This window comes from Oligosphaera ethanolica (assembly GCF_030814695.1).
Classification (GTDB): domain Bacteria; phylum Verrucomicrobiota; class Lentisphaeria; order Oligosphaerales; family Oligosphaeraceae; genus Oligosphaera; species Oligosphaera ethanolica.
Genome location: NZ_JAUSVL010000001.1, coordinates 4,583,681 through 4,603,735 on the forward strand (window position 1 = coordinate 4,583,681; position 20,055 = coordinate 4,603,735).

The 20,055-nt window shown below is 60.1% G+C and carries 14 protein-coding genes; 10 read left to right on the plus strand and 4 right to left on the minus strand.

Features of this window, described 5'->3' with window-relative positions; translation table 11 throughout:
• The first annotated feature begins 110 nt into the window (after positions 1–110).
• On the plus strand, positions 111–3,737 hold the full coding sequence (locus J3R75_RS16115) for a sugar-binding protein (RefSeq protein WP_307263679.1): 3,627 nt from the start codon (positions 111–113) through the stop codon (positions 3,735–3,737).
• Between the two features lie 36 nt (positions 3,738–3,773).
• Positions 3,774–4,436 (plus strand): endonuclease III domain-containing protein, encoded by a 663-nt coding sequence (locus J3R75_RS16120; protein ID WP_307263681.1) that lies wholly within the window; start codon positions 3,774–3,776, stop codon positions 4,434–4,436.
• 378 nt (positions 4,437–4,814) lie between these two features.
• On the opposite strand, the gene J3R75_RS16125 is transcribed toward J3R75_RS16120, so the two are convergent.
• Positions 4,815–5,582, minus strand: coding sequence for an IclR family transcriptional regulator (locus J3R75_RS16125; RefSeq protein ID WP_307263683.1), 768 nt, complete (start codon positions 5,580–5,582; stop codon positions 4,815–4,817).
• Positions 5,583–5,956: 374 nt separating this feature from the next.
• Between J3R75_RS16125 and J3R75_RS16130 the strand changes: the two genes are divergently transcribed.
• Together J3R75_RS16130 and J3R75_RS16135 are read left to right on the plus strand one after the other, a co-directional pair.
• Positions 5,957–6,148 (plus strand): hypothetical protein, encoded by a 192-nt coding sequence (locus J3R75_RS16130; RefSeq protein ID WP_307263684.1) that lies wholly within the window; start codon positions 5,957–5,959, stop codon positions 6,146–6,148.
• A gap of 338 nt (positions 6,149–6,486) precedes the next feature.
• Positions 6,487–6,612, plus strand: coding sequence for a hypothetical protein (locus J3R75_RS16135; protein ID WP_307263686.1), 126 nt, complete (start codon positions 6,487–6,489; stop codon positions 6,610–6,612).
• 300 nt (positions 6,613–6,912) lie between these two features.
• Here J3R75_RS16135 and J3R75_RS16140 read toward each other — a convergent pair whose 3' ends face one another.
• The 3 genes from J3R75_RS16140 to J3R75_RS16150 form a co-directional block, all read right to left on the minus strand.
• Positions 6,913–8,271, minus strand: coding sequence for a transposase (locus J3R75_RS16140; protein WP_307263689.1), 1,359 nt, complete (start codon positions 8,269–8,271; stop codon positions 6,913–6,915).
• A gap of 2 nt (positions 8,272–8,273) precedes the next feature.
• A complete protein-coding gene (locus J3R75_RS16145) occupies positions 8,274–8,621 on the minus strand; it encodes an HTH domain-containing protein (protein ID WP_307261650.1) in 348 nt (115 codons plus the stop codon).
• Between the two features lie 210 nt (positions 8,622–8,831).
• Positions 8,832–11,336, minus strand: a complete 2,505-nt coding sequence (locus tag J3R75_RS16150; protein WP_307263691.1) for a hypothetical protein — start codon at positions 11,334–11,336, stop codon at positions 8,832–8,834.
• Between the two features lie 308 nt (positions 11,337–11,644).
• On the opposite strand from J3R75_RS16150, the gene J3R75_RS16155 reads away from it, so the two are divergent.
• The 6 genes from J3R75_RS16155 to J3R75_RS16180 all read left to right on the plus strand — a co-directional run bounded on the left by J3R75_RS16155 (position 11,645) and on the right by J3R75_RS16180 (position 20,001).
• The gene (locus J3R75_RS16155) at positions 11,645–12,688 is read left to right on the plus strand and encodes a GntR family transcriptional regulator (protein WP_307263694.1); all 1,044 of its coding nucleotides are present in this window, start codon (positions 11,645–11,647) and stop codon (positions 12,686–12,688) included.
• Between the two features lie 483 nt (positions 12,689–13,171).
• The gene (locus J3R75_RS16160; protein WP_307263696.1) at positions 13,172–15,064 is read left to right on the plus strand and encodes a TIM barrel protein; all 1,893 of its coding nucleotides are present in this window, start codon (positions 13,172–13,174) and stop codon (positions 15,062–15,064) included.
• Positions 15,065–15,067: 3 nt separating this feature from the next.
• On the plus strand, positions 15,068–15,967 hold the full coding sequence (locus J3R75_RS16165) for a glycyl-radical enzyme activating protein (RefSeq protein ID WP_307263698.1): 900 nt from the start codon (positions 15,068–15,070) through the stop codon (positions 15,965–15,967).
• Between the two features lie 4 nt (positions 15,968–15,971).
• Positions 15,972–18,161 (plus strand): pyruvate formate lyase family protein, encoded by a 2,190-nt coding sequence (locus tag J3R75_RS16170; protein ID WP_307263703.1) that lies wholly within the window; start codon positions 15,972–15,974, stop codon positions 18,159–18,161.
• A complete protein-coding gene (locus J3R75_RS16175; protein ID WP_307263706.1) occupies positions 18,161–18,919 on the plus strand; it encodes a hypothetical protein in 759 nt (252 codons plus the stop codon). The genes J3R75_RS16170 and J3R75_RS16175 overlap by 1 nt, the downstream gene beginning before the upstream one ends.
• Positions 18,920–18,927: 8 nt before the next feature.
• Positions 18,928–20,001 (plus strand): class I mannose-6-phosphate isomerase, encoded by a 1,074-nt coding sequence (locus tag J3R75_RS16180; RefSeq protein ID WP_307263708.1) that lies wholly within the window; start codon positions 18,928–18,930, stop codon positions 19,999–20,001.
• The last annotated feature ends 54 nt before the right edge of the window (positions 20,002–20,055 follow it).

The window sequence follows — 20,055 nt, forward strand, 5'->3', positions numbered from 1 at the left end:
CAACATCGTCCATGGCAACGCCCAGTAAAATGTGCATCACTTCTGGCAATGCCCTTTGGGGGCTTATCATTAACAACGGCATACATTAACGAGACAGCAAGGTGGTGGCTATGAGCGGGCATAGTGATGGCGGTGGAAGCCTTGGTGTGGGGGGGGGGATGCGTTTTGCTGGGCTGGCGGCGACATGCGTTCGTGCGTGGGTGGCGTCGTGGCTGATTGCCTGGCTGCTGCTTGTGGCTGGTGTCGCGTCTGCTGCGGAGTGCCTGGTCAATGGTGATTTTGAGGACTTGGCGCGTGGGTGGGCGTATTCGCATTGGAGTGGCCTGCCGTCGCCGGGGCAGGTGGTGGGCGACGACGTCTATGGCGGTGGTCACGCCTACTGCCTGCACAACGCCGATTGCGGCAAGACGAATTACCTGCTGCGTTCCTTCACCTACACGCCGGGCGAGAGTTACCGCATCCAGCTGGCCATGAAGGGCGAGGGCCTGGCGGAAAAAGGTGCTTTTGTGCGGGTGCTGTGCTTTGGTCGGGACGCCGAGGGCAAGGAGAAAGTGCTGCCCTTTGCCATGTATCCCGGCGGCCGCAACAATCTCATTCAGGCGGGCGGGATATTCCCCTGGCAGCTCTTCGCGGCGGAAGTCCTGCCGGAGCATTTTCCTGCGGGTACGACACGGGCGCATCTGTACATTTATCACGCGCCCAACAATCAGGGGCGGCTGTGGATCGACGAGGTCTCGGTGCGTGACAGCCGGCCGGAGCCACTCAATGTGCGGGCGCTGAGGCCGGCGCCGCCGCTGGGCGAACGGCCGACGGCGGCTGTGGCCGTCGGGGCGGCAGCAAGCGCTGCCATGCCAGAAGAGCCGGCGAATATCTGGCCGGGTGACGCGTCTTTTGAGACTGGCAGCGAGCACTTGCGGCTGCCGCGGGACAACAGCGTCCCGGCTTGGCATGGTGACTACAGCCTGCTTTTTGCGGCCGGCGAGAAGAGCGTCCAGACCAAATACCTGTTTCAGCTGCTGCGGCCTGGCCGGCACTATCGCGTGAGCTTCTATGTTCGTGGTGATCGGGCGGGCGAGTGCGTCTTCAGTTCCTGGAACCAGTCGTACAGCATGATCATTCACCAGCGCTTCAACGTGGATAGCGAATGGCGGCGGGTGAGCTTCGCGTTTCCAGTGAGCAAGACCATGACCAGCCCGACGGTCGGCATCGCCAAAGACAGCGACCAGACTCTCTGGATTGACGCCATGCAGATCAGCGAGGGCGAGGAATTGCCCGAGTTCACGATGCCTGGCGTGTTGAGCGTGGGCATGGACGATATCGGTGACGCCGCCGGCTTCCTGGCGCCAGCGGCTGAGCCTTTGCGCGGGACACTGCGGCTGCGCAACAATGCCGGCGAGGCGCAATCCGTGCGGATTGAGGCGCAGTTGTCCAGTCAGGATGGCAAGGACCAGAGCCTCTTGACGCGTGACATCACGTTGCCGGCCGGTGCGTTACATGAAGAAGCGCTGGCGGTCATGTCGGCCTGCGAACGCGGTTATTATGTCGTGCGGCTGCGGGCGACGTCGCCGTCGGGTACGGCGGCATACGATCTGCCTTTTGTGGTGATGGACGAGCCCCTGCCACCGCGGGCGGATTCGTATTTCGGGCTGCATCCTGGGCCGGTGGCGTACGGACGGCGCATTGGCGCGTCGTGGCTGCGGCATTTTCGCGATTGGCGCTGGCTGAAGGAAAGCGACGGCCATTATGCGCTGGCGGAGCTGCTTGGCCGGAGTGCGCGGGACTACGGCATGTCCGAGCTGGAGTGCCTCGGCGTTTGTTCCCCGCCGCCGAAGTATCGGCTCAAGGACAGCGATCCGCCCGGCCTGGCCGATCCCGTCGAGCAAGAGCGCTTTGTGCGCGAATTTGTGCTTGCGGCCAAGGACAGCGCTTGCGTCGAACTGATCAACGAGCCGGACCTGAGCGTTGTGAATCTCTATCAGAAAGGCCGTGAGTTCGCCGTAGAGCGCTACTGCGAGATGCTGGAGCGCATTGTGCCGCTGATCCGCCAGCAGCGACCGGAGATGAAGGTTCTCGCCGCTGGCGTGTCCGGCGTGGATTTCACCCGCGGTTTCCATTTTTTGGACGGGGTGCTGGCTCGCGCCGGGCAGCACATCGACGTGCTTGCGGTGCATCCCTACGCCGATGCGCGTTACATCAGCGTCGACGGTGCCGACATTGGCCCGGAACAGAACGGCGTGTACGAGAAGACCATGCGTTTGCGCGAGATCATTGCCAGCCATGGCGGGCAGCAGCCGATCTGGTATGGCGAGATCGGCTGGGGCCTGTCGGTGGAGGAGGACTACTTGTCAGCGGCGGCCATGCGTCATGCGTCCTATTGCGCGCGGCTCATGCTGCTGGGCATGAGCGCCGGGGTTGAGCGGGTGATGTATTTCCTTACGGATTCCTGCATTGAGCGCCAACGCTACTACTACGGGCTGTGGCGAGCTGGCCGGCCCCTGCCGGTGGCGGCCGTCTATGCGGCCACGGCGCAGGTGCTGGACGGTGCCAAGGGCGAACGCCTGATCGCCAACAGCGACCTGCACTGCTTCACCTACCGCCATCGCGACGGGCGGCTTTTTGCCGCGCTATGGACGAGCCTGCCCAACGGCTTTGCCGCTGAGATAGGGCTGCCTCCGGGGTCGGTCGAATTGCGCGACATGTTCAATCGTCCGCTGGACTGCCCGGCGGGCGACAGGGTGAAGCTGACACTGTCCGGCCAGCCGCAGTACGTCTTCTGCGGGGCGGAGCTGAGTGCGGAGGTGTTTCATGCCGCGCTGCGCGACATGCGTTACGACTGTCCGCCGCTGAGTTTTGCCTGGCAGCTGCAGCGTTCGGATTGCCTAGCGGTGCTGGTTAGCAACCTCCGCCAGCAGGCGTTGAGCGGTCGTTGCCGTCTTGATGGCGCGGAGTTTGCGGAGCCAGTGCGGGAATTGACGCTCGGCCCTGGTGAGACCGTGCTGCTGACCTTTGCGTCGCCAGCCTCGCTGAATCAGCGTGCGCTGACCATGACCGCGCAGACCACGTTGGGGGATCTGGCTGGCAACTATCGCGCCGAGATCATGGCTTGCCCCAGGACGGCGGCGGGCGCACAGCTCCTGGCCGACGCGGGGTTGCCGGCAATGGCCGGCCGGCTGCCGTCGTTATCAACGCGGGACTACCTGCTGCCCAACGACCCGGGCAATGGCTGGGCCGGCCCACAGGACCTCAGCCTGGAAGGCGCGGTCGCCTATGACGACGAGAGGCTCTACCTGCTGCTGAATGTGCGCGACGACATCCATTTCCAGCAGCAGAAGCCGGGCAAGCTCTGGTCGCAGGACGCCGTGCAGGTGGGCATTGATTCGCTGGCCAACGCGCTGCCGTATGTCCACGGCTACGGCCAGGACGACTACGAGTTCGGCTTCGGCTTGACGCCGGCAGGGCCGGCTGCCGAAGTCACCCAGCTCTATGAAGTCGGGCGGCTGGCCGACGTGCAGGCGGCGATAACCACTTGCGTTGAGCGCCGGGATGATATCACCTGTTACCGCATCGCCATTCCCTGGACGGCGCTGAAGTTGGTGCCGCGCACCGGTATGATCTTCGCAATGAATATCACCGCCAATGACAACGATGGGCACGGCCAGCGCTTTTGTATGGGGCTGACGCCGGGCATCGTCGAGGCGAAAAATCCTTACGTGTTTATGAAATTTGCCTTGGAATAGGGCCGTGAACGGCGAGGACCGGCGGATGAACAAACGATGAGCACGACGACGATTATGGCGCTGTATGAGCGCCTGTATGCGCATTACGGCCCGCAGCACTGGTGGCCCTGCCGGCATGGCGGCCGCTGGGAAATTGTGGCGGGGGCGGTACTGACCCAGAATTGCGCCTGGTGCAATGTGGAGCGGGCCCTGGCCAATCTCTACGCGGCGGGCGTGGACAGCGCCGCCGCCGTGCTGGCTACGCCGCTGCCGGCGTTGCAGGACCTCATCCGCCCGGCGGGCTTCTTCCAGCAGAAAAGCGCGTATCTGCATAGCCTGGCGGCATTTTATCTTGAGCATGATGTCGAGTACGCAGCGGCCTGTTCGCCGGTGGAGCTGCGGCGGCGGCGCCGGGAGCTGTTGGCGTTGCGCGGCGTGGGGCAGGAGACGGCCGATTCTATTCTGCTGTACGCTTTTGGTCAGCCGATTTTTGTCATCGACGCCTACACGCGGCGGGTGAGCGAACGACATCTGGAAATAGACGATGCAACTCGCATGCGCTATGAAGACCTGCAGGCGCATTTTATGGCGGCGCTGCCGAAGGACACGCGGGTGTACAACGAGTACCACGCGCTGCTGGTACAGCTCTGCAAAGACTCGTGCCGCAAAAGGGGCTGTGGCGTTCAATGCGCCGCGCTAGAACTTGACCGAAAAGCATAGTTTGGTTTTGCCAGGGGGAGGAAAATACCCTTCGCTTCGCTCGGGCCGCCGCTTCGCGGCTATCCGACTATCCCTGCGCCTGCGGTGCAGGTCTGCGGCCAGTTGGCCCTTTCCTCCCCCTCGCGCTGCCCCACCTATCCCTTTTCGGCTCAGCAGCTGAGGGCATGGGCTGGAACTTTACTCCGCTGTATACGCGGCAGTCATGTCTATTTTATGACTAAAGAAAGGCAGATTAAACGCCTCCGGCAGGCGAAAAACGCTTGGTGCTCCTTTTGGGGGTGACCTTACGCTAGCCGGCGGGGAAGAGCGATAGCCCCGGCGCGCGTGGGCGCGGCAGGGCTTTGCGAAGGCGCTGGGGAGGAGGGGCGTGTGCCGGCGTTATTTCAGGTTGGTGCAGATGGTCGCGGCGGCGTCCAGGAGTAGGCGGACCATCTGGTCCTGATAGTCGTCATTGAGGTAGTAGCTGGAAAAGACGACGGCGAGGGCTGCAACGACATGCTGGCGGGCGCTGTCCATCACGGGCACGCCCAAGGAGCAGAGGCCGAAGACGCTTTCGTCGCGGCAGAGGGCAAAGCCCTTGTCGCGGACGGCATTGATCTCGCTGTCGAGCTCCTGCCAGTCGGTGATGGTCTTATTGGTGAAGCGCTGCAGGGGGACGCATTGCTTGAAATCGTCGTAGCGATCGGGGGGCATGGCCGCGAGGAGTATTTTGCCGGCGGCGGTGCAGTGCAGCTGTTCGAGCCAGTCCTGATTGCGGGGCACGATGAGCGGGCCATTGCCCTCGGCGATGCTGACCGCAATCAGTTGCGACTGGCATTCGACGCCAAGAAAACACAGCGATTTGCTCTTTTTGCTGACGCCGAGCATGGGCTCGCGGGCTACGCTGCGCAAGTCGCCCCAGCTGTCGGCCGCGCCGCCCAGCAGGTAGGACTTGCCGCCCAGCAGATAATGGCCGTGGTCGTCTTGCGTGAGATAGCCGCGGATGAAGAGAGTGCGGACAATGTTGTTGGCCGCCGCCGGGCTCAGGCCGACTGCCCGTGCGATATCAATGGCACGCACGGATTTCGTGCTGTCGCGAACGACTTCGAGGATATTCAGCGCGCGTTCGACGGACTGAATGAGACTTTTGCGCGTGGGCTTGGGCATGGCGTGGACACTCCGTTCAAAGAAGTGACAACAATAACGCCAAAATGCCAAAAATCACCCCGCGCGGAAACATATCCGGGCGGAACGGTAATCGGTCAGTAACCACCCCGGTGGGGAAAACACCGGGGACAATTTGCAGGAAACCCACGGCCAGTCGCCGTCCAGCCATTCGACCTTGAATTTCGCCGACCTTTGCGGCAGCGGAGTCATGGCGGGCCCAGAGTAGCAGCGGCTTCCAGCCGCTGTGCGCACGGTTCGTGCGGCGGGGGAGACGGGCCGGGTACGGTCGGCGTGGATGACGAGGACGGTTTAATGAGCCGTCTTGTCGGAGTGGGCGAGACGCCCACTCCACGGCCGCGAGACGTAATCGGTCAGTGTACACCCCGGCGCTTCGCTGGGACAATTTGCAGGAAACCCACGGCCCGCCGCCGCCCAGCCATCCGACCTTGATTTCCGCCGACTTGTGCGGCAGCGTGTTTCATAGGAGTAACCACCCCGGTGGGGAAAACACCGGGGACAATTTGCAGGAAACCCACGGCCAGTCGCCGTCCAGCCATTACCCATAGGTGGCTAACCAGGCAGTGGATTTCATAGAAGCAATGCTCTTCACATAGCATGCGGCAATCGCCGGCGATGAGTTGATTGGTAACCATGCACAAGATCATTCGCCGAGGTTTTGAGCACCGAAGGTGCGCCCTAAGATAGCCCAGGGCAAGCGCCCGCAGGGCGCGTCGCCCTGGGTAAGGTGCCCCATCCCAAAAGAGCCCTGAAGGGGCGGCCTAAAAGACCTGCGACGAAGGGTCACAGCGCAAAATTGCCGCCGCAATCAATGAGTTCCATTGCCTCTTTGGCTCCAGTCAGCTTCGCCGACTGAAGCCAAAGAGGCTGAGGAACACGGACCAATATGGCGCGCTACCCAGGGCGGCGCGCGCCTTCGGCGCCGCTTGCCCTGGGCTATCATATTTCGCGCTTTCAGCGCTTCTGCCGCTTCGCGGCGGAAATGCGCGACGAGAAAAGGCTGCTTGGTTGAAACAACAAGTGCCATGGATACCGTTAAATGAAGAGCATCGGTTTCATAGGAGCCATTGCTATTGGATGCACGACATACCCCCCTCCGACGCGGTGAGACGTGACGGGCAAGACAATGTGGCGCCCTCCGGGCGCAATTCCAACTTGCTGTCACACCCTGGGTTGCGGCGCCCTCCGGGCGCTGGCTTTCTTGGCTTCGTCCACCCTGGGTTGCGGCGCCCTCCGGGCGCCTCAGCCAGGGTTATGCATGGTTCGGCCCTCCGGGCCGAACTCTGGACTTTGGACAATCTTGCACGGACTCCTACGCAACGTCCGGTGCTGATTTTTTTTCCTCCGCCAGCTCGCTTTGCATTAAACGCACCAGATCGCGCAGGGATGGACGGGTGACCTGGTCGTTTCGCCACCGTTCTCGCGTTGGGAATGCCTCGTTTCGCTTGTCATCGTAGAGTCGTATGCTTGCCAGAAGCAAAGCGGCATAGCAAGCCGAGATGAAAGCGGGCACTTTAGCTACTGAATCTTTGTTCCACACCTGGGCTTTGCCAATGCCAAGTATTGCTTTCTGGTCTCGAAAGCTGACTTCGATCTCCCAGCGAAGCAAGTAAGCCCTTATAGCCTGTTCGATCGTGATCTTGTTTATGGCACCGGTTACGACCAGGAAGGCAGGCTGCCGATAGAGAGTGCGCCCATTCTTGGTCAGACGATAGGGAAAAGGCTTAATGACTATGAGATTACAGGGCTGATCGTGGGTCGCACCCGGCCACCTGACGTTTTGGACGCACTTGTAATGCACGGCAAGTTTACGTCCGTGCTTGAATACCTCCATGGTCCGCGTTGCGTAGTTGTCGCTGGCAAGAATATCCTTGGGTGAAGGCAGACGTTGGCCGTACTTGCGATTGCCTTTGCGTTGTTCGGGGCAAAGAGGCTCGACAAAGACCGTGTCCTTCCTCGCTCGCGCGACGATCACGGTGTTGTGAGGAGGATCAGTCAGGAAACAGCTGTTGGCAAAACTGCCGTCGGCGCTTTGGATAAGGACACGGTCGTAACCGCCAGGTATTGCGTCGATTGCCCCACGAAGGGAAAAAAGCTGCTGGCGACCGCGCACACTCATGTTGTGCTTTTTCTTCTCTTCCTTCAGTATCTGTTCCTCCTCCGGACTTGTCACTTTTCCAGCCTTGACCGGTGGTGCGTGTCTGAACGCCACGGGTACGGCTCGACTGGAGTTGGGATCAGAGCCGTGGCACATGATGGTCGTTTCCAGATAGCGCTGGCCAATGACCAGATTGACATGAAACGGGGGGCTGATAGGGTCCCGGGCGTAAGCAGTACCGGGGATTTTTTTGCCGGTCTTGCGCACGAGCGTATCGTCGATGGCGGAAATGATGGGGTCGTAGACTGGGCAGAGACTGACGGCCTCCTGGATAATGGGCCCGAATATGCCTTCACAGTCCCATTTACTCCGGGAGAAAAGTTTATAGAACGCGCTCCAGTGGAACACCATATCTAGAAAGTTAATGGCGCTGGTTATGGTTTTTGGATGACTGGCGCCCAAAAGGCCGATGCCTATCGTGACAAATCGCTTTCGTGACCGAACATCCTTGATGCCCACGCTCAGTGTCGCCAAAAAGGCACGCAACCACACAAGCAGCGATTTGTTTTCCATGGTTACTCGTCCTCCTCTTGGTCCAGCAGTGCAAATTCGTTGCGTCCTGTACGCCGGAACGTGTGTCCGTCGAGAACCTTCTTGGTCATCGCCGACACGATGGACTCGCGACGCAGCTTCACGCCATGGCGCTTCTGCACGCGGTCAAGGATCTCATTGATGTGAAGAGGCTCCCCCGCTTCTCGGAGTATATCGCTAACTAGTAACATGTTAGATATTTTTCCGGCTGCCTTTCGGTTCGCTTCCAGGCGACCGTCCAAACCTTTGGCCGAGCGCAATGCCTTTAGTCCGGATTCAAGCATTGTTTCCAAGACATTACAGAGATCGTTGCTGCTGATTTCTTTTGCCATACCCATAGCCTTTCCTTGTTGTGACCAGACACGCCAGCATTCAAGCTACGGGTAGCATAATACGGAGTAGGTAGAATGCAAATTCATTTTTAGATTTATTTTTTAACAAAAAAAATTGTCCAAAGTCCAGGGTTCGGCCCTCCGGGCCGAACTTGGCCGATCAGACGACTTGCTTTGTCCGGTTCGGGCCGAAAACCACCATCATTCAATTTATTTGCCGGCGGCGCACTTGAGCAGGCAGCGTTCGACAATGCAGGGGATGCGCTTCTGCAGGGGGTCCATATGCTTCATGGCTTCGACCAGGGCGTCGGCGTTGATTTTTGCCGGCGGCATGATATTGGTCTGGCTGCCCATGAATTCGGGTCCTTCGGCGCCGACGAGGCCGTAGCGTTTGGCCCAGTCGCAGCGGAGGCTGTCAATGCGTCCCTGTTTCCAAGTGCGTTCGCCGAGAGTGAACTGCAGATCGTCGCCGCCGATGGCGTTGACGGGGCAGGCCTTGGCGCACTTCATGCACTGTTTGCAGAGTGGCTTGCCGTTGTCCATGCTGTCGGGCACGAGTTTGGCGTTGGTGACGATGGCGTAGAAGCGCTGGCGTTTGCCGTACTCGCGAGTGAGTGGGTAGCCGCACCAGCCGATTTCGGCCAGGCCGGCGGCGACGGCGGCAAAGCCGTTGGCGCGCAGATCGACGATTTCGCCGAAGGTATGTGCGACCTTGGAGGCGCTGCCGTTGAGGTCTTCGGTGGGGACGGCCTGGTAGCCGAACTGGTTGAGCTGGCGGGTCAGTTCAAAGGACAGATTATTGAGCAGCATCCAGGTGCAGTGCTGAGCGAACATGGAATGCGGGCCGACGGCTTCCGCCGGCGGCTGCTCTGCGCGTTTCATGATGCCTTCCGGCCAGCTGATGCCGATGACCACGACGGACTGCGCGTCGTCCAGGTAGTCCCACGGGTCTTTGAAGACGGACTCGCGTTGTTCGACAACGGGATCGAAGCGGGTGCCGCCCATGCGTCCTTGCAGGTCCTGCACAGACAGCCCGAGGGCCTTCTCGTCCAGGTTGGCGCGGAGCTGCTTCTTGAAGTCCTTGAAGACCTTGGCGGGAGCGACGCCGATCATGTCGGCGCCGTGGTCGAGGGCGTAGGCCTTGATCTTGCGGGTGATATCTTCCGCGCTGGGCGCCTTGACCTTGACGGAGCCGGCGGGGCCGTTGTCGCGTGGCGTTCCGGGGACTTCTTCCAGCGGGGCGTTGGTGATGATGCTGGTGACCAGCTGGCGGTTGCCGTAGGCGTCGGTGATCAGCTCGCCGTTGGCGGCGACTTTGCCGATGCCGCAGGCCTGCGCCACGTAGTTGTCGGGCAGATAACTCAAGCCGATGGCCAGGTAGCCTTTTTCCTCCAGGTGCCGGGTGACGTCGAGAATGGCGTCCATGATCTTTTCCTTCATGGCCGATTCCACCAGTGGTGCGGCTTTGGAGCTGTCGTATTCATTCATGAAGCCAATGCCGGCGACGATGAGGTGATTGGACTTTTTGTCCTTGTTGACTTTGGGGCGTTGGCCTTCATCGCGCATGCGGCATTCTTCAGGGAAGGAAAAGCCGAAGGAGATGACACGGGTGGCTTCCTTGAGGTAGTTCGTCGGCTCCATGGAGAGCTTGCCCCATTTTTCATTGAAGGGCATGGGAATCAGGTTGAGCTTGTAGAGCTTCTCGTCGGCGGGGGTGTTGCGGACCTTGTCGGCCGAGCAGACGCCGAAGATATCAACGCCCTTGTCGAAGAGGATCTTTTCGACCTCGATGCTGAGTAGTCGTGACACCGGGGAGAGGCCATTGGGCCATTCGGCGCCATTAAAGTCCCGTTCCAGCCACATGCTGTTGCGTGATGGCACATTGCGGTTGGGATTCTGGCCACGGCTGTAGGCCGGCACGCAGTTGCGCCAGCAGGGCTCCAGCGAAGCCCCGTAGCCTTCGCGTTGATCAGGCAGCCGGGAGACAATCACGCTCTCATCGACTGTGTCGGGAATGTCGGCGTCAAAACTGAGCTGGAAACGCTCGGCCCAGGCGCAGCGGCATTTATTCTTGTTCATGTAGGAGAAGATCTTGCCGCCGATGTCCACTTTGGTCGTGCCTTGGACTTCTTTGCGCAGGCCGCAGGACGGCGCGCAGGTCTTGACGCAGCGCATGCATTTGTCGCACAGCGACGGGCCGTTGTAAAGCGGATCGGGCTCCAGGTCGGCTTCAGTGATGATGGTCATGAAACGCTGGCGGGCGCCGTATTCCGGCGTCATCAGCAGGCCGTGAAAGCCAATTTCGCCCAGACCGGCCGCCGCTGCCGCATGGATGTGCGAGAGATCAGGCGAGAAGGTGATGTCCAAATCCTTGAAGGGACGATAACGCCAGATGGCCGTCTGCGGTATCGGCACGCTGGCAAAGCCGTAGCCCTCAAGAAACTTCGCGACATTCATGCCAATGCGCTCCAGACGGGAATTCACCGCGGTCACGCAGCTCGCCGGACCCCAGTTGTGAATCGGCTCGCCACCGAGCTCCCAGGCGCTGTCCGGCGTGTGCACCGCCGCCACAATCACCGACTTCGCCGACGGTAAATGGCCTTGCGGACTGATCCGCAAGGGCGCGTGCTTGAAGCGCTCAATCGGCGAGATGCCGACCAAATCCGCACCGAGACTCCGACACAAGACTTTGACCTGTTGTGCGCTGATCGTCATGAGAGGCGTCCTTTCTGAGAGTTGTGACTGGGGATGGGGAGTGAAAACGCGGGACAAGATAAAACAATAATGTACATAACGAAATAATGCTGTATTTATGGTAACACTGCAACTGGACGCCGTCAAGTTTATTGGGGGGGGGGAAGTTGGGGACGTATGGGACGTATGGGACGTATGGGACGTATGGGACGTAGGGGTATGGGACGATGGGACGATGGGACGGATTACAGCGGTGATTTTGCGGTGATTTGGGTGGTGATGCTATATTGTGGGGCTTTTAGGTACACCAATCACCATGGGACGCACACATGCTTGAGATCTTACAAGACCGGATAGAGTCCGGAGCTTATCCGGCGGGGGAGCGCTTGCCCAGCGAGCGCAAGCTGGCGGATGAATACGGCGTGCCGCAGAGTCAAGTGCACCGGAAGCTGCAGGAGTTAGTGCGCGATGGCTTTTTGGATTGCTTTCGCGGCAATGGCTACTTTGTGCGCGCGGGCAAACCGCGTACGGACAAGGCGCATAAGATTGCGTTTTGCTGGGAGTCGACCAATTCGTTGGCGGTGAACGAGAATTTTTACACCGACCTGCTGGTGGGCATGGCGAGCGAATACGCGCTGAGCCTCAATATCTTTTCGGTGCCCGATACTGCAGAAGAGCAGAACGAGCTTTTTCTGCAGTTGATCAATGAGGGCTTCGAGGGCATTTTCTGTTTTCCGCATTTGCTGCACGAGTATCTGCCGGTGTTCAGCGAACTGCGTAAGTTGGGCATACCATTGATATTCTGGGACTACAGTCCCTTTCCGGGCATATTCCCGGCGGTTGGCGTTGACCACTTCAGTTCCTGTTTCACGGCGGCGACGGTATTGTCCGGGCTGGCCATGCCGGTGACCTACATCGGCTATGAAGACGCCGAGCAGAACGTGTTGAAGTTGAAGGGCTTTGAGGCCGGCTGTGCTTGTCATGGCGTGACTATTGATAACAAGCTGCTGGTGCCCTACCGGCTGGCGCAGGTCCGGCCATTCCCACAGGACTATTTTGTCGGTCTGGCGCCGCATAAGCTGTACTTCACCGCCACCAGGAACCTCACGGAATTCTTTGTCGGGGCGATGTTCGACCAGGGATATTTTCCGGGCAAGGACTACCGGCTGCTGGCCGTCGACCGCCTGCAGATCATGGAAGGCAGTACCTTCCAGCTCGATTGCATGATGCGCGACCGCGCTGCCATCATCCGCAAATTCCTCCTGGAAATGAAAAATTCCGTGGACAGCAACGACTACACCTGCAATGACTACCGCATTGCCATGCGCTATATCAAGGGCAGAAGCCTCCGCGGACACGGCACCGGGGAGTAGGCCCGGTCCGATCGACTGTCTTTTATCGCGGACGGATCGGACGGATCGGACCGATCGGACCGATCCGAAGACTTGATCAGTCGGATCCGTCGGATCCGTCGGATCTTCTGTCTGTTGTCTTCTTCGCGGACGGATCGGACGGATCGGACGGATCGGACCGATCCGATGACTTGATCAGTCCGATCAGTCGGATCAGTCCGATCGACTGTCTTCTTCGCGGAGTTGTCGGGTCTTCTGGCTTCTGTCTTTTGTCTTCTTCGCGGAGTTGTCGGGTCTTCTGGCTTCTGTCTTTTGTCTTCTTCGCGGACGGATCGGACGGATCGGACGGATCGGACCGATCCGATGACTTGATCAGTCCGATCGACTGTCTTTTTTTCTCCTTTTGCTATTGCTTTTCGGGGGTTTTGGTGCTATAATCGATTTAGATATACAAAATCAATTTGATTTGTGAATCATCAAAATTGATCCAAGGAGCTATAACTCATGTACAAGTCGGTATTTACGGACGAATTGTCGTTGGATTTTGCGAAGACCATTCCGTATTTGAAAGAATGGGGATTGACGTACTGCGATTTACGGGCGCGGATTTTTCAGCGTCCGGTTGAGGGCTTGAGTGACGATCAGCTGCGCGAGGTGAAGGCGCTGTTGGACGCCAATGGCTTGAAGGTCGGCTGCATCCAGTCGTCGTTGGCGAAAGTGCATTTACCCAATCAGGAGCGTTTGGATGCCGAGATGCACAAGTTGGAGCGGATTATACGGGCGAGTGAGATATTGGACTGCAAGCTGGTGCGGACCTTCTTTTTCTGGCAGCCGCCAAAGGGCCAGGAGCAGACGGTTGGCGAGCTGGCCGTGCGGCCGGATGTGCTGGCGCAGGTGATGGAGGTCTTCCGGCCTTTTGCCGAGAAGGCGAAGGCCGCTGGTTTGCGTCTGGCCTTTGAGAACTGCGGCTGCACCAAGGAAGAGTGTTTCAAGATCATCGACGCTTTTGATGTCCAGGGCTGGGGCTTTGCCTGGGACCCGAAGAACTCCTGGATGACGGACAAGGCTGAGCGCGACAAGGACCTCAATGCCTACCTGAAGCGCCTGGCGGAGCGCGCCATATGCGTGCACGTCAAATCCACGGGCAGCATCTGGTTTGAGGACGGCGCATTCGAGGCCGTTCCTTACGCGAAGATCTTCAAAGCGCTGGAGGCTGCGGGCTTTGATGGCCCGGTGAGTCTAGAAACGCACAATTACGACAAGACCATATCGGATGCGGAAGCGACGAAGCGGGTGTTGGACGTGGTCAACAAGGCCTGGCCCACTGCGGCGGCCGGCGCCCAGCAGGAGTCGTGCTCCATTGACGCGGCGACGCTGGTGCGGGAATGGGCTGACAACCCGGTGCGTTTTGGCATTGTCGGCCTGGGCATGGGCCATGTGCGGGCGCAGGAAATGGCGAAGACCTCGGGCATCAAGGTGGTGCAGGTCTGCGACAAGCGCCTGGACCGCTGTCAGCGCACGGCCGAGGCCTGCAAGACCGCCTATACGCAGGACTTCGCCGAGATGCTGGCCAATCCAGAGATTGAGGCCGTGATGGTGATGAATGAGACCGGCCGCCACGGCGAGCTGGCCATCCAGGCGCTCGAGGCCGGCAAGCACGTGCTGGTCACCAAGCCCTTGGAGATGACCGTGGCCAAATGCGACCAGATCATTGCTTTGGCCAAGAGCAAGGGGCTGGTGCTGGGCTTGGATCACTGTCGGCGCTTGCGGCCGTCGGTGCAGTCCTTGCGCGCGGCGGTCGAGAACGGCTACTTCGGCCGGCCGTTGGGGCTGAGCGTCAGCCTCCGGGTCAAACGCGAAATGCCCTATTTCCAGGAGAATGGCGGCTGGCGCGGCACGCGCGAGCTCGACGGCGGCGTTCTCTGCAATCAGAGCATTCATCACTTGGACGAAGTGATTTTCATGTTCGGCCTGCCTGAAGCGGTGTCTTGCCACACCTGGACGCAGAATCACGCCATTGAGATGGAAGACCTCGGTGTGGCGACCTGGCGTTATGCCAATGGCCTGGTCGTGAACATCTTTGCGACGACCTGCTATCCGCAGGCCACTTGGTACTACCAGATGGAACTGCACGGCACCGACGGCGCCTACATCCACCGCGAAGGCGGCATCGAAAGCACGCCGGTGACCAAGTTCTTCAAGAACGGCCAGTGGAGCGACACGGCGCCCTATCCACGGGAGTGCGAGTGGCTTAATTCCATGGATAATTTTGCCAAAGTGATCCGACAGGGCGGCGATCTGCTGACGGCACCGGCGGACGGCCGGCGGGCTGTGCAGCTGATCAACGCGATGTACGAGTCGGCATACAAGCGCAATGGCGCGTGGGTGGAGCTCTGAGGCATGGACGGCGTCATCACCAGCATACAGCGCTTTTCCCTGAATGACGGCCCAGGCATTCGCACGACAGTCTTTTTCAAAGGCTGCAACTTGCGCTGTGCCTGGTGCCACAATCCCGAGACCTTCTCGCTGGCGGACGACATCATGGTCGATGCGTCGAAATGCATCGGCTGTCTGCATTGCGTGAAAGTCTGTCCCAGTGGCGCGCAGCGCGAAATCGACGGCAAGCACGCGTTTCAGCGCGATCTGTGCACGCACTGTGGTGCCTGCGCAGACGTCTGTTTCCCGGGCGCGCTGGAGCACACCGCCAAAGTGATGACTTGCGACGACGTCATGCGGGAAGTCCTGCAGGACAAGGCCTACTACCTGGATTCCGGTGGCGGCGTCACGCTGTCGGGCGGCGAGGCGATGCTCCAGACCGATTTTGCGGCCGAAATCACTGCCGCCTGCCACGAGCACGGCATTGAGTGCGCGGTGGAGACCAATCTGGCCTACGACCTTGCGCCCTGCGAGGCCGTGCTGCGGGACTTCGATCTGATTATGTTCGACATCAAACAGATGGACTCGGCCCAGCACAAGCGGTGGACGGGCGCCGGCAATGAGACCATCCTGGCCAATGCCAAGCGCATGGACGGCTTTGCTCGGCCCATGATTGCGCGCGTGCCCTTGATACCGGGCGCCACCGACGACATGGCGAATCTGGCGGCAACGGTGGATTTCCTGGCCACGCTCAAGAACTTGCGGTACCTGGAGCTATTGAATTTCAATCCCCTGGGCGAGGCGAAGTACCGTTGCCTGGCGCTGGACAATCCTTTTGTGACGGCGCGGCCTTACAGCGACCAGCAGATGAGCGATTATCAGCGGGCCTTGTCAGGTCGTGGTGTCGAAGTGCGAGTGGGGTGACGGCATGATGATACAATTTATCAATCAGTATCCGGCGGACGAAGAATTCAGCTACGAGAAGCGCCTGCGTTTGTTGCGCGAGCGCAAGTTGGCGCAGACGCAGGAGAAGGTCGAGAAGCAGGGCGAGTTGAATCAGGACGACTACGGCCTGGTGGTGCCGCCGGACTACTTCCAATTTCAGATCACGCCGAACCATCCCGACGGTAAATTTTATGGTTATTCGGGTTGGACGGAGAACTACACGCGCCTGTTGGGCGAGCACCCGCTGTACTGCGATCCGCTGGACGCCTTTGTGGGCCGCGGCTTTTTCTTTCTGATTTGGTTGCGTGGCTTCGGTTGGCATCCGGATTATCCCTACGATGAGTTGCAGAAGGCCTTTGACAAGTACAACATCATCTCGGGCATTGGCCGCGACCACCATTTGAATCCCGACATCACGATGGGCATGCAGCTAGGCTGGGGCGGCATTCTGCAGAAGCTGGAGCATTATCGCGGGACGCACACGGCTGAGCATTATGAGTTTTACGACAGCGAGATTGCGGTGGTGAAGGCGATCATCACCTTCTTGCGGCGCATTGCCGGGCAGCTGGCGGAGTTGGCGCTGATTGAGCGCAACCCGACGCTGCGGCTGAATCTGTCCGAGATGGCCGACATCAATTTGCGCATGGCCGACGGCGCGCCGCAGACCATGCGTGAGGCGATCCAGTGGATGTGCTGGTTCAGTTTCTTCTCGCGGCTCTACAATCGCGGATCGGCGGGCGGGCAGCTTGACCAGATGCTGTTGCCGTACTACGAGCACGACATCGCGGCGGGTATCATCGATGACGACGACGCACGCTTCTACCTGGGCTGCCTGTTCTTCAACGACAGCCGCTATTATCAGCTGGGCGGGCCGGACAAGGACGGCAACGACACCACCAATCACCTGTCTTACCTGATCTTGGAAGCAGCAGACATGGTCAATATCGCCTGCAACCTGACGGTGCGCGTGCACGACAAGACCGACCCGGTCTTCATGCGCAAGGCCGTCGGCTACCTGTTCAGCAACAAGAATGGCTGGCCGCGCTTCACGGGCGATCGCGCGTTGGTCGAGGGCTTCATGCGTTGCGGTTTCTCGCGGGATCTGGCTCGCCGGCGACTGGCGTCGGGCTGCCATTGGATGAGCATACCGGGCATGGAATACACCCTCAATGACGTCGTTAAAATCAATATCGCGAAGGTGTTCGAGGTCGCCTACCAAGAGATGGCGGCCGGAGCCGAGCAGAGCGTGGACAAGCTCTACGAGCTTTTCACCAAGCACCTCAAGGCGGCGGTGAAAGCCACGACTGACGGCATTGCCTTCCATCTCAAGTACCAGGACAAGAACGAGCCTGAGTTGATCCTGAACCTGCTCAGCCACGGCCCCATCGAAAAAGGGCTCGATCTGACCAAGGGCGCGACGTTCTTCAATATGTGTGTGGACGGCTCCGGTATGGCCACCATCGCCGATAGCTTCGCCGCTTGCGAACAACGCATCGAGCGCGAAAAACGCCTGAGCTTCGCCGAACTGACCGAGCTGCTGCAGACGAATTTCGCCGGCGTGGAGGGCGAGTACCGCCGGCAGATGCTGCAGCATTCCGAGCGCTTCTGCCAGGGCGAGTCGCTGGGCGATGCTTGGGCTGTGAAGATCACAGAGCTGTTCACGGGGCTGGTCCGCGCCGCGAACGACGAGCACCCGGGGTTGAATTTCATTCCGGGGTGGTTTTCGTGGGCGAACACGATTGAGTTCGGGAAGAAAGTGGGCGCGACGCCCAATGGCCGGCAAGCTGGCGAGCCGATCAACCACGGCGCCAATCCGCACCCGGGCTTCCGGCGTGACGGCGCGGTGACGGCGATGGCCAATTCGATTGCGGCGATACAGCCGGGTTACGGCAATACCGCGCCCGTGCAGCTGGAGCTCGATCCCGCGCTGGGCGATACGCCCGAGTCGCTCGACAAGTTGGTGAGCATGGTGCGCACGCTGCTCAACAGCGGCAATACCCTGCTGAACATCAATATCATTGACGAAGACAAGATATTGGCCGCACATGAAGACCCGTCGAAGTATCCGGACCTGGTGGTGCGGGTGACGGGCTTCACCGCGTATTTTTCGATGTTGTCGAAGGATTTCCGACAGCTGGTGGTCGATCGGATTTTGAGCAAAAGGAGTGCCTGATGGACGACGTGAAGATGGTTAGTGTCAATGACGCGCTCAAGGCGGGCGAAAGCCGCGTGATGCTGCCCGGTGAGATACCCGGCGCGACGGTATATCTGCATGCGCTGGGGGCGGGCGAACGCAAGACCTTCGCGGCGCTGGCGGACCGCGCGGTGATCCTCATGTCCGTTGATGGCGCCTACTGCTTCAGTTCCGGCGGCAAGACCGTCGCCGCCGAAGGCCGCTATGTCTTTGTGCCGGGCTGCGGCCGGGACGCCGACGTGCAGGCGCAAACCGCGACGCGCATGCTGGAAATACAGTGGGAGATACCCGCCGCTGGCCGTGCGGCCTGGGCGACGCCGGAACGGGAGTTCCCCTACGTGCAGGAGTATTTCGCCGCCGTGCAGTATCGCGATCCCAACAAGAGCGACAAGACGATCAGCCGCGAGCTGGTGCGGCAGCGGGTGGTCCCGGGTTTCTGCATGGGGTCGGTCGAGTCCTATGGCTATGACAAAGTCGCGCAGCATCCGCATCCTATGCTCGACCAGTTCTTCTTCAGTTTTCCGGAAAATGACGTCGATGTGCTCATTGACGACTTCAAAGTGCCCATGCAGGGCGACACGCTGCTGCACATACCGCTGGGGTCGAATCACGGCGTTGAAGTGCACGGCGACAAGCACATGCACTACATCTGGATTGATTTCTTCCTCGGTCAGGCCGGCTTGGAGCGCCTGGACCGCAGTCATAAACCGACCGGGACCATGCGCAGTTTCAAGTAGGACTAAGCATGAAAAACATCTATCCACTGCAACGCGCAAAGGCTTGGCGAAGTTACCTCGGTGGCGCCATGATCGGCGCGTTCTTTGGTGAAGATGGCGTGCGTGACGGGCATTATCCGGAAGAATGGATTGCCTCGGTGGTGCCGGCGCGCAATGCCGGGCGGCCGGCAACGGACCCGCCCGAGGGCCTGAGTATGCTCAAGGACGATCCGGGCGTGTCGTTGCGGGACTTGCTGGCCGCCGAGCCGGCGCGGTTGCTGGGCGATGTGCATGTTCGGCGCTGGGGTGCATCGCCGGGCGTGCTGCTCAAGATCATTGACGCAGCGGAACGCCTGACCATCCAAGTCCATCCGGATCGCGCGACGGCCGCCGCGTTGTTCAACTCGCCTTTCGGCAAGACCGAATGCTGGCATATCCTCGGCGGGCGCGACATTAACGGCGAGCGCCCTTGCATCTATTTTGGTTTCAAACCGGGCGTTACTCGCGCCCGATGGGAAGGGGTTTTCGCGGCGCAGGACATTCCAGCCATGCTCGACTGTCTGCATCGGCTGGATGTCCGCGCCGGCGAAACCTATCTGATTCCGGGCGGCATTCCCCATGCGATTGGCGCGGGGTGCTTCCTGCTGGAGGTCCAGGAGCCCACAGATTTCACGATCCGCACCGAGCGGACCACGCCGTCGGGCATGGTCGTGCCTGACGAGAGCTGCCACCAGGGCCTGGGCTTCACGCGGATGTTCGATTGTTTCCACTACGACGGCGTGTCGCGTGACGAGCTACTGCGGCACTGGCGCGTGGAACGCCAGGGCGACACGCTGATCAGCCACGAGCAATCGGGCTGTTTCGCCATGACGATCCACGACTGCGAGCAGGCGCGTACGCTGCCGGCTACCGGGGCTTTCCGCGGGCTGTTTGTGCTGTCGGGCCAAGGCGTGATCGCCGCCGACGGCGAACGGCAGACTGCCTGCAAGGGCGACCAGTTCTTCGTGGCGGCATCGGCCGGCGAGGTCCAGCTGCTGCCCGATATGGCCATGACACTGATCGAATTTGCTGGCCCGCAATGCGCGGCCAGCCAAGAAAACTGACCGGGCCGCCGCTGGCGAAGGTCGCCGGCGACGGGAAGATGAGCATGCATAATG

Coding starts and splice junctions, on each gene's coding strand:
- J3R75_RS16180 (WP_307263708.1), top strand. CDS start 18,928: ATGAAAAACATCTATCCACTGCAACGCGCAAAGGCTTGGCGAAGTTAC.
- J3R75_RS16135 (WP_307263686.1), top strand. CDS start 6,487: ATGGCGCGCTACCCAGGGCGGCGCGCGCCTTCGGCGCCGCTTGCCCTG.
- J3R75_RS16165 (WP_307263698.1), top strand. CDS start 15,068: ATGGACGGCGTCATCACCAGCATACAGCGCTTTTCCCTGAATGACGGC.
- J3R75_RS16145 (WP_307261650.1), bottom strand. CDS start 8,621: ATGGCAAAAGAAATCAGCAGCAACGATCTCTGTAATGTCTTGGAAACA.
- J3R75_RS16175 (WP_307263706.1), top strand. CDS start 18,161: ATGGACGACGTGAAGATGGTTAGTGTCAATGACGCGCTCAAGGCGGGC.
- J3R75_RS16140 (WP_307263689.1), bottom strand. CDS start 8,271: ATGGAAAACAAATCGCTGCTTGTGTGGTTGCGTGCCTTTTTGGCGACA.
- J3R75_RS16155 (WP_307263694.1), top strand. CDS start 11,645: ATGCTTGAGATCTTACAAGACCGGATAGAGTCCGGAGCTTATCCGGCG.
- J3R75_RS16115 (WP_307263679.1), top strand. CDS start 111: ATGAGCGGGCATAGTGATGGCGGTGGAAGCCTTGGTGTGGGGGGGGGG.
- J3R75_RS16120 (WP_307263681.1), top strand. CDS start 3,774: ATGAGCACGACGACGATTATGGCGCTGTATGAGCGCCTGTATGCGCAT.
- J3R75_RS16160 (WP_307263696.1), top strand. CDS start 13,172: ATGTACAAGTCGGTATTTACGGACGAATTGTCGTTGGATTTTGCGAAG.
- J3R75_RS16125 (WP_307263683.1), bottom strand. CDS start 5,582: ATGCCCAAGCCCACGCGCAAAAGTCTCATTCAGTCCGTCGAACGCGCG.
- J3R75_RS16170 (WP_307263703.1), top strand. CDS start 15,972: ATGATGATACAATTTATCAATCAGTATCCGGCGGACGAAGAATTCAGC.
- J3R75_RS16150 (WP_307263691.1), bottom strand. CDS start 11,336: ATGACGATCAGCGCACAACAGGTCAAAGTCTTGTGTCGGAGTCTCGGT.